Below are 12,319 nucleotides of genomic sequence, written 5' to 3' on the forward strand. Positions count from 1 at the left end.
CTATAAGTTTTATCAATACTATGATTTTATTTTTTGTTTAACTTTTTTTATAATAAGTTAAACATTTTGTATATTTGAAGTATCAAGTAATAAAAATGATACTAGATACTACATACCTCGACAAAAAACATAAACACCTATTAAGTGATTTAGTGGGTAGATCTTTCACTTTATTAGAGTCTTTGAAAATGAAAGGTATTGGTTCTAAACGCATGATAATTGAAGATGTTAGCCCAAACTTACAATCTTACATGAATACAGTGTCAGACGCTAACTATGCAAATATAGAATTACGGAAAAATGGCATTTTACTATTCATAAATAAAGGATTACAAAATTTTACTTGGGCAATCCCTTACTATCAATTAGTTATTTACAAAACAAACGGAGCTAGTATTCATGCGCAAGGAAAATTTATTCACTTTAAAAACAATAAAACATTTAAAGAGAATAAGCGATTTTTTGAGAAAATGCTAGATGAAAAGATTAAATATGACGAACAGTATAAATTTCAAAATATATGACTTTAACTGTTGAAGATATTGATAGAATTATAGAAATGGCTTGGGAAGACCGAACTACTTTTGAATCTATACATTTTCAATTTGGTTTAAAAGAGCAGGAAGTTATTGAATTAATGCGAAGAGAAATGAAACCTAGTAGTTTCAGAATGTGGCGCAAACGGGTTCAAGGGCGTTCCACAAAACATGAAAAATTAAGAGTATTTGAAAAGGGACGCTTTAAATGTAGTAGACAGAAACAGATAACACACAATAAAATATCAAAACGTTAACGTGCTTTGATTGGTTGTAATAGATTAAGACAGCACATAAAAAAGAAGCTATGCAATTAGAAAAATTAAGAACAAACGGACACAAGTTAAACGGATTCTCTTTAGATGATATTGGAGATGACCATCTCTATACAGGTCTAGAAACACCAATGAAAGCTGATGCTTTCAAATTATCTGACGAAGAAAAAAAAGAACGTATTGCCATTTTGTTTGAAGAAATAATGGATGTTATGGGCTTAGATTTAACTGATGATTCGTTACAAGGCACTCCTAAACGTGTTGCAAAAATGTACATAGATGAAATATTTTCAGGTTTAAACCCTGCTAATAAACCAAAAGTAGCCTTGTTTGATAATAAGTATCAATACAATCAAATGTTGGTTGAGAAAAACATCACGTTCTATTCAAATTGTGAGCATCATTTTGTACCTATTATTGGTAAAGCACATGTGGCTTACATTTCATCTGGAAAAGTAATTGGCCTTTCAAAATTAAACAGAATAGTACAATATTATGCGAAACGCCCGCAAGTTCAAGAGCGTTTAACAAACCAAATAGCTAACGAGTTAAAATCAATTTTAGACACAGAAGATGTAGCAGTAATAATAGATGCTAAACATTTATGTGTGTCTTCTAGAGGTATTAAAGATGATACTTCTTCGACGGTTACCGCGTTTTATGGCGGACAATTTAATACTTCAGAAAAAATTACAGAATTGCAAAATTATTTAAACAGTTAATATTATGGAATTAATAAACAGAGCCTTAGAATTTGAGCAAAGAAAAATGAGATCATTGTCTACTAGCGATCGTGTTAAAATCTCTAGAGAAGCAAAAGCATTAATATTAGATTTAAATCAAATCTATAAACAGCATAAAGATGAGCATATAATGGATATCATGAAGCGCTTAACCGTTATTAAAAGAAAAGTGGAAAAGCGATTAAAAGGACGTTTATTATGATAGTATAACTTTCAATATATATATTGAAATATTAGTAAATATTAAATTTTACCTAATAATCATCAATAAAAATAGTTAATCTCACATAATTTACTATATTGGCAAAATTGGTATGCAAATTGCACCAATTAAGATAGATTAAAGATTAAAAAAAATTATGGAGATTATTGACAAAGCTTTAGAGTTCGAGCAACGTAGACACACGTTTAAGACAACGAGTGAGCGTATCGAGTCATCTAGAGAAGTAAAAAGTTTAATATTAGGTTTAAACGATATCTACAAAGTAGAAAAAGATCCTGAGATTATGGATTTAATGAAGCGTTTAACAGTCATTAAACAAAAAATAGAAAAGCGGCTAAAGGGCAGGCCATAAAAACTAAATGCCCTGAAACCCATGAAAACGATAATAGTAGTTGGTGGAAGTAAGGGCATTGGAAAAGCTTTAGTTGAAAAACTATTAGCCAATTTTAATGTTATAAACATTAGCAGAAGTACTCCAGAAATATCGCACAACAACCTAACTCACCACCAATGCGATGTTACACAAGACGAATTACCAGAAATTGATAATGCAGACGGACTTGTTTATTGTCCTGGGAGCATTAACTTAAAACCTATAGGACGTTTAGGTATTGATGATTTTAAAAATGATTTTGAAATCAATGTACTTGGTGCTGTAAAAGTGATTCAAAAATATCTTCCAATCTTAAAGAATGGAAGCAAACCTTCTATTGTTTTATTTAGTACTGTGGCAGCAAAACTAGGTATGCCTTACCACGCTAGTATAGCAGTTGCAAAATCGGGTATTGAAGGCTTAGTAAAATCATTAGGTGCAGAACTAGCGCCTACCCTACGTATAAATGCAATTGCGCCAACAGTAACTGATACAGATTTAGCTTCAAAGCTATTACGAAACGAGAAGATGATAGAAAATATTACTGATCGTCATCCACTAAAGAAATTTTTATCTCCAGAGGAAGTTGCAGATATGGCTGCATTTCTATTATCTGAAAAGTCATCATCTCTTTCAGGGCAAATATTTGAAATGGATTGTGGTATTGTAAGTTTTAAAATTTAAATTATGAATACACTAAAAGCATTTGTAGCAACATTCAGTTCAAAATCAACAGTTAAAAAGATGGATATAGACTCTATTTATGATATTAAAATTAATGCTCTTAACGATAAACCTATTGACTTAGCTAATTTTAAAGGAAAACACGTCCTTTTTGTAAATGTAGCTTCAAAATGTGGTTTTACGCCGCAGTATGAAGGTTTACAAAAGCTACACGATACTCATAAAGATAAAATTCAAATTATCGGTGTGCCTTGTAACCAATTTGGTGGACAAGAGCCTGGTAATGCTGAAGCTATAGAATCCTTTTGTCAGGTAAATTATGGTGTTACATTTCAAATTACAGAAAAAATTGATGTTAAAGGAAAGCACCAACACCCTTTGTATACTTGGTTAACACAAAAAATTAATAATGGCGTAAAAGATTCTTCTGTAAAATGGAATTTTCAAAAATATTTAATTGATCCAGATGGCAATTTGATAGATTATTTCTTTTCATCTACAAATCCATTAAGTTCAAAAATCACAACACATTTAAAAAAATAAAGTTATGTTCGGATTATTTAAAAAGAAATCAAAATTAGAAAAACTAGAAGACAAGTTTAAAAAACTGATGAAAGAATGGCATGAGTTATCTACCATAAACCGGTCTGCAAGTGATGAAAAATATGCAGAAGCGCAAATTATTGCAGAACAAATTAATGCATTAAGAAATGAAGCTGCTTAAATACATCTTTGTCTTTTTAATAATAAATTTTGGTGCCTTAGCTATTGGCAGTTGGCTTATGGATAATGGCCCTCAAACTGTATGGTATACCAATTTAAATCAAGCACCTTGGACACCTCCAGGATGGGTTTTTGGTGTTGCTTGGACTACTATAATGATTTGTTTTTCAATCTACATGGCATATTTATATAAATTGAAACCAAACGCAACAGTCATCTTTTTATTTGTTGTTCAATTTATATTTAATGTTATTTGGAACTATATTTTTTTCAATCAGCATTTGATTGGTTTTGGATTTACAACCATTTTATTACTAACTTTTATTGTTGCTACATTTACTTTTTACTTCAAAAAAGATATGGGTGCAAAAACACTTCTTATTCTCCCATATCTAATTTGGCTTTGTATTGCTACCTCTTTAAATGGATATATTTTACTGAATAACTAAATATGAAAATATACAGACTTCATAAAAAACAGAATTTACCAATTACTATAGATCAAGCTTGGGATTTTCTATCAGACCCTAAGAACTTGAAAACTATTACGCCCGATTATATGGGGTTTCATATTCTATCTGGTGCAGACAGACCTATGTTTGCAGGACAAATTATTCAATACATCGTAACTCCAGTATTAGGTATTAAAACCAAATGGGTTACGGAGATTACACATAGTGTTGATAAGCATTATTTTGTAGACGAGCAACGCTTTGGCCCTTATGCACTATGGCATCACAAGCATTTTATTAAAGAAATTAAAGGTGGTGTAGAAATGGAGGACATTATTGATTATAAAGTGCCTTTTGGTTTGCTAGGGCAACTTGTACACCCTATTTTAGTAAAACCAAAATTGGAAGAAATTTTTAGTTATAGAACTGAAAAACTAGAGGAACTTTTTGGTAAATACTAATTCTATTGTCATTAAATTTATTTTTTTTAAATGAAACAAACAGTAAATATATTCTGGTTTCGTCGTGATTTAAGATTAAATGATAATGTTGGTTTTTACGAAGCTTTAAAAGGTAAAAATCCTGTTTTACCCATTTTTATTTTTGATTCTGAAATTTTAGATAAACTCCCTGAAGACGATGCTCGTGTAATGTTTATACACGAAACACTTCAGGAAATGAAATCTACTTTACAAGACAAACACAACAGTAGCATTGCTTTGTTTTATGGTAAACCGATAAGTATTTACAAAGCATTAATTGAGGCATATAATATTGAAGCGGTTTACACCAATCATGATTACGAGCCTTATGCTAAAAAGCGTGATGCTGAAATAGACACGTTTTTATCTAAACATCATATTCAATTTAACACTTTTAAAGATCAGGTTATTTTTGAAAAAGACGATGTAACAAAAAGTGATGGTAATCCGTATTTGGTATACACACCATACATGAAACGTTGGAAAGAAACGTTTAGGAAACTGGATTTTAAAATTTATACTTCTGAAAAATTGCTTGATAATTTAATTTCGGGAGTAGATTTACCAAGTTTAAATTTATCGGATATTGGATTTAAAAAATCTAACCAAAAGATTGAACCCTATACTGTAAATCCAAAATTGATTCAAGACTACGAAGCTACACGAAATTTCCCTGCACAAGATGCGACTTCTAAATTAGGACCACATTTGCGTTTTGGAACAGTAAGTGTACGTAAAATGGTAAAAAAAGCCATTGCTGAAACCAATGAAATATTTTGGCAAGAACTTATTTGGCGCGAGTTTTTTATGCAGATTCTTTGGCATTTTCCTCATACAAAAGATTCCAGTTTTAAGCCAAAGTACGACCGTATTGAATGGCGTAATAACGAAAACGAGTTTAAAGCTTGGTGTGAAGGTAAAACTGGCTACACGTTAGTTGATGCTGGTATGCGCCAACTAAATCAAACTGGGTTTATGCATAACCGTGTACGTATGTTAGTAGGTAGTTTTTTATGCAAACATTTACTTATTGATTGGCGCTGGGGAGAAGCCTATTTTGCAGAAAAACTCCACGATTACGATATGGCAAGCAATGTTGGTAACTGGCAATGGGTTGCTGGTTGTGGTGTTGATGCTGCACCTTACTTCAGGATTTTTAACCCAACTACACAAATACAAAAGTTCGATAAGGATTTAAACTACATAAAACAATGGGTTCCAGATTTTCAGGAACTGACGTATCCACAACCTATTGTAGATCATAAATTTGCTAGAGAACGCTGTTTGGAGACATATAAGCGTGCTTTGAATTTGTAAATAAAAACTACGCAAAACAACGTTTATAATTAATTACTAGTATTCAACTACCTACAAAAAACCATGTGGTTTTCTATTTGATTAGTATTTGTTAAATTAGTTCCTCAAATACTCAACGACATTATACACAAAGCCGCTAATTCAAAATCAAATAAAGATGAAAGTTACTGCAGAAAAAAATGAAAAAGTCGCTAATATGATATTTGCATTCATTTATCCGCTTTACTTGAATAGGCTGGTGAAAAATGATAGAACAAAAGAAGAACTTGACCAAGTAATAGAATGGTTTACTGGTTTTGATAAAGATGATTTACAAACACTTATAAAAGATAAAGTAACTTTTGGAACATTTTTTAAAAAAGCAAAAATACACCCTAATGCACACTTGATTAAAGGTGTTGTTTGTGGTTATAGAATTGAAGACATAGAAGAAGAATTTGAATTGTACAAACAGTGCAGACAAATGGAAAAGCTGATTGATGAATTAGCAAGAGGTCGTAAAATGGATAAAATTTTACGGGAAGAAAAGAAATAAATCTGGTGTTTAAAAAATAATTAACTTGAAGCTACTTTGATAAATCATATTCAAATACGCTAAAACTAACCTCTCCAAAAGTAATATACCTGTTAATTAAAAACTTAAGCTTTCAAACCGACCCGCGTTAGGGATTGCAGCGGCATCCTTTTTTGAGGTACGATAAAAAGATATAGCGGAAAGCCCGACCCTTGTGGTAACGCCCAAACAAATACACAAAAAAATCATAACATTTTATTAAGGTTTGTGTGTTTAAAATTTTAGTACTTTTATAATTCATCAAAAACAAACTAAAATTATGAATACGCAAGAAGTAGCAAATAAATGGGCGCAAATGTGCCGTGAGGGAAAGAATTTAGAGTGTATACAAGAACTTTATGGCGAGCATGTAACGAGTAAGGAAATGCCTGGGGTGCCTTATAGCGAAGTAGTTACGGGTAAGCAACATGTTTGGGAGAAAAGCAAACAGTGGTTGGACAACGTGGTGGAGTTTCATGGTGGTGAGATTAGCGATCCTGTGGTGGCTGATAATCATTTTACTAGTAAAATGAGTTTTGACGTGACGTTTAAAGATCGTGGAAGACAGCAAATGGAGGAAGTTTGTGTGTTTGAGGTTAACGACGGTAAGATTGTGAACGAGCAGTTTTTCTATACGATGTAGGCTTTTAAAACTCTTAATATTAAATTCTAATAAGGTTATACTACTTTTAAAAATAGAATGATGAAAAAGATTTATTCGGTTGAAGAGTATATTGAGGAGCACGAAAATTTTGGTGAAGCCTTAACGCTTCTTCGATCTATTATAACATCTACAGAGGTTGGAGAAACCGTAAAGTGGAGCGCGCCTGTTTATACCGTAAATGGCAAAAATGTTTTAGGGCTAGGTGCTTTTAAAAACCACTTTGGTATATGGTTTTTTAATGGTGTTTTTCTTAAAGACCAACATAATTTACTGGTTAACGCCCAAGAAAACAAAACTAAAGCCTTGAGGCAAATGCGCTTTAAATCGATTGATGACATTGACAAAAACATTGTGCTGAGCTACGTCAAGGAAGCTATTGAAAATCAAAAATTGGGTAAAGAAATTAAACCCGATAGAAAGAAAAAGGAAACGGTTATACCTGTGGAGCTTAAAAGTGTTTTAGATGCTAATACGGAGTTAAACTTGGCGTTTAATAACTTATCGCCATATAAACAACGGGAATACTGTGAATATATACAAACAGCCAAACGAGAAGCTACCAAACAAACAAGATTGGAAAAAATAACGCCTATGATTATACAAGGTGTTGGATTACATGATAAATATAAAAATTGTTAGGTTTTATTGCTGATTCTTAATTTAAATTCATAAAAAAAGCTTCCAAAAATGGAAGCTTTTATATTTTATTGCAATTAGCTAAATTACTTTACAGTAGCAGGAGCATTAAGTTTAGAACTCATTTCCATAGAAATAGCAGATCTATCAAACTTTAACTTTCCAGCCATAGTTTCAATAACACAACTATTATCTTTATCATTTAAATCTGCAATTTTACCATGTAAACCGCTTTTGGTAATTACTCTATCACCACGTTTTAATTCGGCTGCAAATTTCTTTTCTTTTTTAGCTCGTTTCATTTGTGGTGCAATCATAAAGAAATACACTACAACAAACATTAGCACAAATGGTAGTAAACTACCGAATCCTCCTTCTCCCATTATTTAATTTATTTAGCTTTTGGCTGCTACAGGTTTAACAACTTTATTAGGGTCTGGTTTTACAAAAGCTGTAATTCTTACAGTTTCAGAACCTTTTTCAGTATTAGCAGTAACTGTTATTGTTTTAGATACTTTGTTAGATCCACTTCCGTTAAACTTAACAGAAAACTTTCCAGATTCTCCTGGTAATAATGGTGCTCTACTCCAATCTTGAGGTACTGTACAACCACAAGAACTTTTAATATCAGTAATTACTAAAGGAGCATCACCAGAATTTTTATAGTTAAATGTAGTTTCTACAGCTGTTTTAGCTTCAATTTCACCAAAATCATGTTCTTTTTTATCGAACTCAATTACAGGAAATTTTGTTGCTACAGCATCTCTTTCAGCTGCTGCTGCGATATTTGTTTCGTCAATTTTTTTAGCTGCATTCTCTTTACAAGAAGCAAATGCAATTAAACACATTGCGCTAAGGCCTAATATTATTTTCTTCATAATAGATATTTTTAATATTTTTTTAGTTGAGCAAAAATAGTAATTATTTAACCGATTAAAAATTTTTGTATTCTTCTTAACAATAATTTACACTTATTAATACTATTTACATTAAGCCTCTGCCCATTTTATTTAGTTCTCCAGCAGCTTCATACTCTTTAACCAACTTATCTAAAATACCATTAATAAAAATGCTGCTTTTTGGTGTAGAGTATTCCTTAGAAATTTCTAAATACTCATTAATAGTCACTTTTACAGGTATAGAAGAGAAGTTTTTTAACTCGCAAATAGCCATTTGTAACAACACAAAATCAACAGTAGCAATACGTTCAGAATCCCAATTTTTGGTTTTTAAATCAATCTCCTTATTAATAGCTGTTCTGTTTAAAAGTGTTTTCTTAAATAAATCCACAGCAAACTGTTTATCATCTATATCTTTATACAGTTTTGGTGTAAAATAATTCTCAGGTGCATTTACTTTCACCTTTCTAAGTAGCTTCAAAATGGTAGTATTCACCGTTGGAAGATCATCTAACCAAGTTAGGTTTTTATCCTCCATATAGTCATAAAGCTTATCGTTTGGTGCAATAATATCCTTAAAAACATCAACAATAAAATCTTTATCTTCCTTAAAATCAGACACCCTAGTTTTCATATAATCCTTATACAAATCACTAGCAATAATAGCCTTAAAAATAACATCAATATACTCCCCGTCAAGCTCCCAATTAGTAATTTTATGGGCTTCTAGTTGGTTTTTTAACTGGACATTTTCTTTAAGCAGTTTCAATAACTGGTTGTTAACAAACTTCCTATTAGGGTCTTTGTCTTCTTTAGTGGCAAGATGTTTTTTTTGCTTCTTTTGTAAGTCGTTTTCGGCTCTTTTCTGAACCTCAATCAATAAAGACATCAACAATAAATACAAGTTGTACATATTATCAATACTAAAAAGTAAAAATTTCTGATCTTTAGCAAAATCATCACTCTCATTACCTTTAAAAGCATACATAGTCTGCATCACTTTTACACGTATATGTCTTCTATTTAGCATCATTACAAAGAACTTTTTTAAAAATTATGAAATACTTTCATTGTTTTTAGAGCTGCAAAAATAACACTATATTTTAGTACACAATAATATAATTAAAGTTATTTGGCCGTTACCCAAAAAGGGTCGGGATAAAGTTTATCCTGAGCGCAGTCTAAGGGTTACAAATCCTCGCACCTCTTCCGATAGCTATCGGGATCGGGCTGTGGGCTATCCACTACTCTCCCTAACGCAATCATACTTAAAAACACCAGCTCATATTCCATACTTATTTCATTTTTTTAAAGGATATTTAACACTTTGCAAACCTTATAAACCATCATATTCCTTATTAATAAGTTATATTTGCAATCCTATTCCCAATAGTATAAATGAAAGAATTAAGGCATCTAAACAAATACTTTTTTAAATACAGATTGCACCTTATAATTGGTTCTATAATAACCATTGTAGCACGTTTGTTTTTACTTTACACACCGCGTTATGTAAAGAAAATATTTATTGCCATCGAAAAATATTTTGATAAATCTATCTCTGAAGATGTTTTTAGAGCAGATTTACTAGAAGCCATTTTATATATTATTGGTGCCGCAATTATTGCTGCTATCCTCACCTTTTTCATGAGGCAAACTATTATTAATGTGTCTCGTTATATTGAGTACGATTTAAAAAATGAAATTTATGCGCAATACCAAAGGTTATCCTTAAACTTTTACAAACAAAACAGAACTGGTGATTTAATGAATCGTATCACTGAAGATGTTTCAAGAGTTAGAATGTATGGTGGTCCAGCCTTAATGTACAGTATCAACACGCTTGCGCTTTTCGTTATTGTAATTATTTACATGATAAATGCATCACCAAAATTAACGCTGTACACAATAGTACCGCTTCCTATTCTGTCGGTTATCATTTATAAATTAAGTAAAGAAATACACAAGCGAAGCACTATTGTACAAGAATACCTTTCGAAACTTTCAACCTACACACAAGAATCTTTTAGTGGTATTTCTGTAATTAAAGCCTATGGCATAGAGCCACAAACGTCTGTAAATTTCAAAACACTTGCTGCAGAAAGTAAAGCAAAACAAATAAACTTAACTAAAGTACAAGCTTGGTTTTTTCCAATGATGATATTACTTATAGGCACAAGTAACCTTTTGGTAATTTACATTGGTGGCATGCAATACATCAACGGAGAAATTGAGAGTATTGGCACCATTGCAGAGTTTATTATATATGTAAATATGCTCACATGGCCAGTGGCAACTGTAGGCTGGGTAACATCCATTGTTCAACAAGCTGAAGCTTCTCAAAAACGAATTAACGAGTTTTTAAAAATAGAGCCTGAAATTAAAAACACTGTAAATACACAAACAGAAATTACTGGAGATATAGCTTTTAAGAATGTCTCCTTTACTTATGATGACACTAACATACAAGCATTAAAAGACGTTAATTTTGAAATAAAAACAGGACAAACCTTGGCCATTCTAGGAAAAACTGGATCGGGAAAATCAACTATTTTAGATTTAATAGGTCGGCTTTATGACATTGATGCAGGTTCCATTTCAATTAATAACACAGAAATTGATAAGCTAAATTTAACAGATTTGCGCGATAGCATTGGTTATGTCCCTCAAGATGCTTTCTTGTTTTCAGACACCATAAAAACTAATATTAAGTTTGGAAAACAAGATGCTACAGATGATGATGTTATTGAAGCAGCCAAAAATGCACAAGTACACAAAAACATCATAAAGTTTAATAAAGGTTATGATACCGTTTTAGGAGAACGTGGTATTACATTATCCGGTGGACAAAAACAGCGAGTATCAATTGCTAGAGCGATTATTAAATCGCCTAAAATCTTATTGTTTGATGATTGTTTATCGGCAGTAGACACTGAAACTGAAGAGAAAATCCTAAAAAACCTCAGCAAAATTTCTAAAGGCAAAACATCAATTATAGTAAGTCATAGAGTGTCCTCAGCAAAAAATGCTGACAAAATAATTGTTTTAGATGATGGTAAAATTGTACAAGAAGGCAAACATGACACACTTATAGATATTGATGGTTACTACAAAGATTTATATCTAAAACAACTAAGCGAAACCTCTTCCAATACGTCTTAAATATTTAAAATATAAGCATATAAATTGTGTATTTAATTTTTAGTTTCATAAAATTGATGAAAATCAATTTTAAATTAAATGCAACAAAATTGAATATTTTAAAAAGAAAATTTATTATTTATTGGTTATTACCGTTTTTTTTTAGATTTTTGATACTATAATTAGATAATAAATTTATAGAATTTTAATGATATGATGGAGAAAGAGGAAATTTTTTCGAAAGTATTAAGAGCAGGCAGAAGAACCTATTTTTTTGATGTAAGAGCTACTAAAGCTGAAGATTATTACTTAACAATTACAGAAAGTAAAAAATTCACTAATGACGATGGATCGTTTCATTACAAAAAACATAAAATTTACATTTACAAAGAAGACTTTGCTGAGTTTAAAGAGATTTTAGCTGAAATGACTGATTATATTATTGCTGAAAAGGGTGATGAAGTAATTAGTGACCGTCATCAAAAAGATTTCAAAAAGGAATATGAAGACGACGGATCTCGAGTTACTGAAGCAGATTTAAAAACTAAAACACCAGAAAGTTTTACTGATATAGATTTTGATGATATTTAATCTTCAAAAAAATAAGTAAAAAAACCG

The 12,319-nt window shown here is 31.2% G+C and carries 19 protein-coding genes; 16 read left to right on the forward strand and 3 right to left on the reverse strand.

What is annotated here, in order from left to right; genetic code table 11:
• Positions 1–74 precede the first annotated feature (74 nt).
• From DIS18_RS11010 to DIS18_RS11075, 14 genes are all read left to right on the forward strand, one after another.
• A complete protein-coding gene (locus DIS18_RS11010; protein ID WP_342752169.1) occupies positions 75–524 on the forward strand; it encodes a hypothetical protein in 450 nt (149 codons plus the stop codon).
• The gene (locus DIS18_RS11015) at positions 521–793 is read left to right on the forward strand and encodes a TIGR03643 family protein (RefSeq protein WP_109353111.1); all 273 of its coding nucleotides are present in this window, start codon (positions 521–523) and stop codon (positions 791–793) included. Before DIS18_RS11010 ends, DIS18_RS11015 begins: the two co-directional genes overlap by 4 nt.
• 50 nt (positions 794–843) lie before the next feature.
• Complete coding sequence (gene folE / locus DIS18_RS11020) at positions 844–1,533, forward strand: GTP cyclohydrolase I FolE (protein ID WP_109353112.1); 690 nt, start codon at positions 844–846, stop codon at positions 1,531–1,533.
• Between the two features lie 4 nt (positions 1,534–1,537).
• Entirely contained in the window at positions 1,538–1,756 is a 219-nt protein-coding gene (locus tag DIS18_RS11025; protein ID WP_109353113.1) for a hypothetical protein, read from the forward strand.
• Positions 1,757–1,913: 157 nt separating this feature from the next.
• Positions 1,914–2,129 carry a hypothetical protein gene (locus DIS18_RS11030; RefSeq protein ID WP_109353114.1) on the forward strand — a complete coding sequence of 72 codons (216 nt, stop codon included), beginning with the start codon at positions 1,914–1,916 and terminating at the stop codon, positions 2,127–2,129.
• Positions 2,130–2,150: 21 nt separating this feature from the next.
• Positions 2,151–2,834: an SDR family NAD(P)-dependent oxidoreductase gene (locus tag DIS18_RS11035; protein WP_109353115.1), complete on the forward strand. Its 684-nt coding sequence runs from the start codon at positions 2,151–2,153 to the stop codon at positions 2,832–2,834.
• A gap of 3 nt (positions 2,835–2,837) precedes the next feature.
• Positions 2,838–3,377, forward strand: coding sequence for a glutathione peroxidase (locus DIS18_RS11040; protein WP_109353116.1), 540 nt, complete (start codon positions 2,838–2,840; stop codon positions 3,375–3,377).
• A 4-nt stretch (positions 3,378–3,381) separates the two neighbouring features.
• Positions 3,382–3,558: a Lacal_2735 family protein gene (locus DIS18_RS11045; RefSeq protein WP_109353117.1), complete on the forward strand. Its 177-nt coding sequence runs from the start codon at positions 3,382–3,384 to the stop codon at positions 3,556–3,558.
• Positions 3,545–4,006, forward strand: coding sequence for a TspO/MBR family protein (locus tag DIS18_RS11050; protein WP_109353118.1), 462 nt, complete (start codon positions 3,545–3,547; stop codon positions 4,004–4,006). The genes DIS18_RS11045 and DIS18_RS11050 overlap by 14 nt, the downstream gene beginning before the upstream one ends.
• Before the next feature lie 2 nt (positions 4,007–4,008).
• Positions 4,009–4,470: an SRPBCC family protein gene (locus DIS18_RS11055; RefSeq protein ID WP_109353119.1), complete on the forward strand. Its 462-nt coding sequence runs from the start codon at positions 4,009–4,011 to the stop codon at positions 4,468–4,470.
• Positions 4,471–4,500: 30 nt separating this feature from the next.
• Positions 4,501–5,808 (forward strand): cryptochrome/photolyase family protein, encoded by a 1,308-nt coding sequence (locus DIS18_RS11060; RefSeq protein ID WP_109353120.1) that lies wholly within the window; start codon positions 4,501–4,503, stop codon positions 5,806–5,808.
• A 157-nt stretch (positions 5,809–5,965) separates the two neighbouring features.
• Positions 5,966–6,343 carry a DUF2200 domain-containing protein gene (locus DIS18_RS11065; protein ID WP_109353121.1) on the forward strand — a complete coding sequence of 126 codons (378 nt, stop codon included), beginning with the start codon at positions 5,966–5,968 and terminating at the stop codon, positions 6,341–6,343.
• A 298-nt stretch (positions 6,344–6,641) separates the two neighbouring features.
• Positions 6,642–7,004 carry a SnoaL-like domain-containing protein gene (locus DIS18_RS11070; RefSeq protein WP_109353122.1) on the forward strand — a complete coding sequence of 121 codons (363 nt, stop codon included), beginning with the start codon at positions 6,642–6,644 and terminating at the stop codon, positions 7,002–7,004.
• A 60-nt stretch (positions 7,005–7,064) separates the two neighbouring features.
• On the forward strand, positions 7,065–7,664 hold the full coding sequence (locus DIS18_RS11075) for a YdeI/OmpD-associated family protein (RefSeq protein ID WP_109353245.1): 600 nt from the start codon (positions 7,065–7,067) through the stop codon (positions 7,662–7,664).
• Between the two features lie 83 nt (positions 7,665–7,747).
• Here DIS18_RS11075 and yajC read toward each other — a convergent pair whose 3' ends face one another.
• The 3 genes from yajC to nusB form a co-directional block, all read right to left on the reverse strand.
• The gene (yajC, locus tag DIS18_RS11080) at positions 7,748–8,044 is read right to left on the reverse strand and encodes a preprotein translocase subunit YajC (RefSeq protein WP_109353123.1); all 297 of its coding nucleotides are present in this window, start codon (positions 8,042–8,044) and stop codon (positions 7,748–7,750) included.
• A 12-nt stretch (positions 8,045–8,056) separates the two neighbouring features.
• Positions 8,057–8,539, reverse strand: a complete 483-nt coding sequence (locus DIS18_RS11085; protein WP_109353124.1) for a DUF1573 domain-containing protein — start codon at positions 8,537–8,539, stop codon at positions 8,057–8,059.
• Between the two features lie 106 nt (positions 8,540–8,645).
• Positions 8,646–9,593, reverse strand: a complete 948-nt coding sequence (nusB, locus tag DIS18_RS11090; protein WP_109353125.1) for a transcription antitermination factor NusB — start codon at positions 9,591–9,593, stop codon at positions 8,646–8,648.
• A gap of 365 nt (positions 9,594–9,958) precedes the next feature.
• Here nusB and DIS18_RS11095 point away from each other — a divergent pair, with 365 nt between their 5' ends.
• Complete coding sequence (locus tag DIS18_RS11095) at positions 9,959–11,722, forward strand: ABC transporter ATP-binding protein (RefSeq protein ID WP_109353126.1); 1,764 nt, start codon at positions 9,959–9,961, stop codon at positions 11,720–11,722.
• 192 nt (positions 11,723–11,914) lie between these two features.
• Positions 11,915–12,292: a PUR family DNA/RNA-binding protein gene (locus tag DIS18_RS11100; RefSeq protein ID WP_109353127.1), complete on the forward strand. Its 378-nt coding sequence runs from the start codon at positions 11,915–11,917 to the stop codon at positions 12,290–12,292.
• The last annotated feature ends 27 nt before the right edge of the window (positions 12,293–12,319 follow it).

Origin of the sequence: Algibacter marinivivus (assembly GCF_003143755.1) — a bacterium.
GTDB lineage: Bacteria > Bacteroidota > Bacteroidia > Flavobacteriales > Flavobacteriaceae > Algibacter_B > Algibacter_B marinivivus.

What these genes read in the sequence shown, in the direction of transcription:
- DIS18_RS11015 (WP_109353111.1), top strand. Translation starts at nt 521, where the DNA reads ATGACTTTAACTGTTGAAGATATTGATAGAATTATAGAAATGGCTTGG.
- folE (WP_109353112.1), top strand. Translation starts at nt 844, where the DNA reads ATGCAATTAGAAAAATTAAGAACAAACGGACACAAGTTAAACGGATTC.
- DIS18_RS11025 (WP_109353113.1), top strand. Translation starts at nt 1,538, where the DNA reads ATGGAATTAATAAACAGAGCCTTAGAATTTGAGCAAAGAAAAATGAGA.
- DIS18_RS11030 (WP_109353114.1), top strand. Translation starts at nt 1,914, where the DNA reads ATGGAGATTATTGACAAAGCTTTAGAGTTCGAGCAACGTAGACACACG.
- DIS18_RS11035 (WP_109353115.1), top strand. Translation starts at nt 2,151, where the DNA reads ATGAAAACGATAATAGTAGTTGGTGGAAGTAAGGGCATTGGAAAAGCT.
- DIS18_RS11040 (WP_109353116.1), top strand. Translation starts at nt 2,838, where the DNA reads ATGAATACACTAAAAGCATTTGTAGCAACATTCAGTTCAAAATCAACA.
- DIS18_RS11045 (WP_109353117.1), top strand. Translation starts at nt 3,382, where the DNA reads ATGTTCGGATTATTTAAAAAGAAATCAAAATTAGAAAAACTAGAAGAC.
- DIS18_RS11050 (WP_109353118.1), top strand. Translation starts at nt 3,545, where the DNA reads ATGAAGCTGCTTAAATACATCTTTGTCTTTTTAATAATAAATTTTGGT.
- DIS18_RS11055 (WP_109353119.1), top strand. Translation starts at nt 4,009, where the DNA reads ATGAAAATATACAGACTTCATAAAAAACAGAATTTACCAATTACTATA.
- DIS18_RS11060 (WP_109353120.1), top strand. Translation starts at nt 4,501, where the DNA reads ATGAAACAAACAGTAAATATATTCTGGTTTCGTCGTGATTTAAGATTA.
- DIS18_RS11065 (WP_109353121.1), top strand. Translation starts at nt 5,966, where the DNA reads ATGAAAGTTACTGCAGAAAAAAATGAAAAAGTCGCTAATATGATATTT.
- DIS18_RS11070 (WP_109353122.1), top strand. Translation starts at nt 6,642, where the DNA reads ATGAATACGCAAGAAGTAGCAAATAAATGGGCGCAAATGTGCCGTGAG.
- DIS18_RS11075 (WP_109353245.1), top strand. Translation starts at nt 7,065, where the DNA reads ATGAAAAAGATTTATTCGGTTGAAGAGTATATTGAGGAGCACGAAAAT.
- yajC (WP_109353123.1), bottom strand. Translation starts at nt 8,044, where the DNA reads ATGGGAGAAGGAGGATTCGGTAGTTTACTACCATTTGTGCTAATGTTT.
- DIS18_RS11085 (WP_109353124.1), bottom strand. Translation starts at nt 8,539, where the DNA reads ATGAAGAAAATAATATTAGGCCTTAGCGCAATGTGTTTAATTGCATTT.
- nusB (WP_109353125.1), bottom strand. Translation starts at nt 9,593, where the DNA reads ATGATGCTAAATAGAAGACATATACGTGTAAAAGTGATGCAGACTATG.
- DIS18_RS11095 (WP_109353126.1), top strand. Translation starts at nt 9,959, where the DNA reads ATGAAAGAATTAAGGCATCTAAACAAATACTTTTTTAAATACAGATTG.
- DIS18_RS11100 (WP_109353127.1), top strand. Translation starts at nt 11,915, where the DNA reads ATGATGGAGAAAGAGGAAATTTTTTCGAAAGTATTAAGAGCAGGCAGA.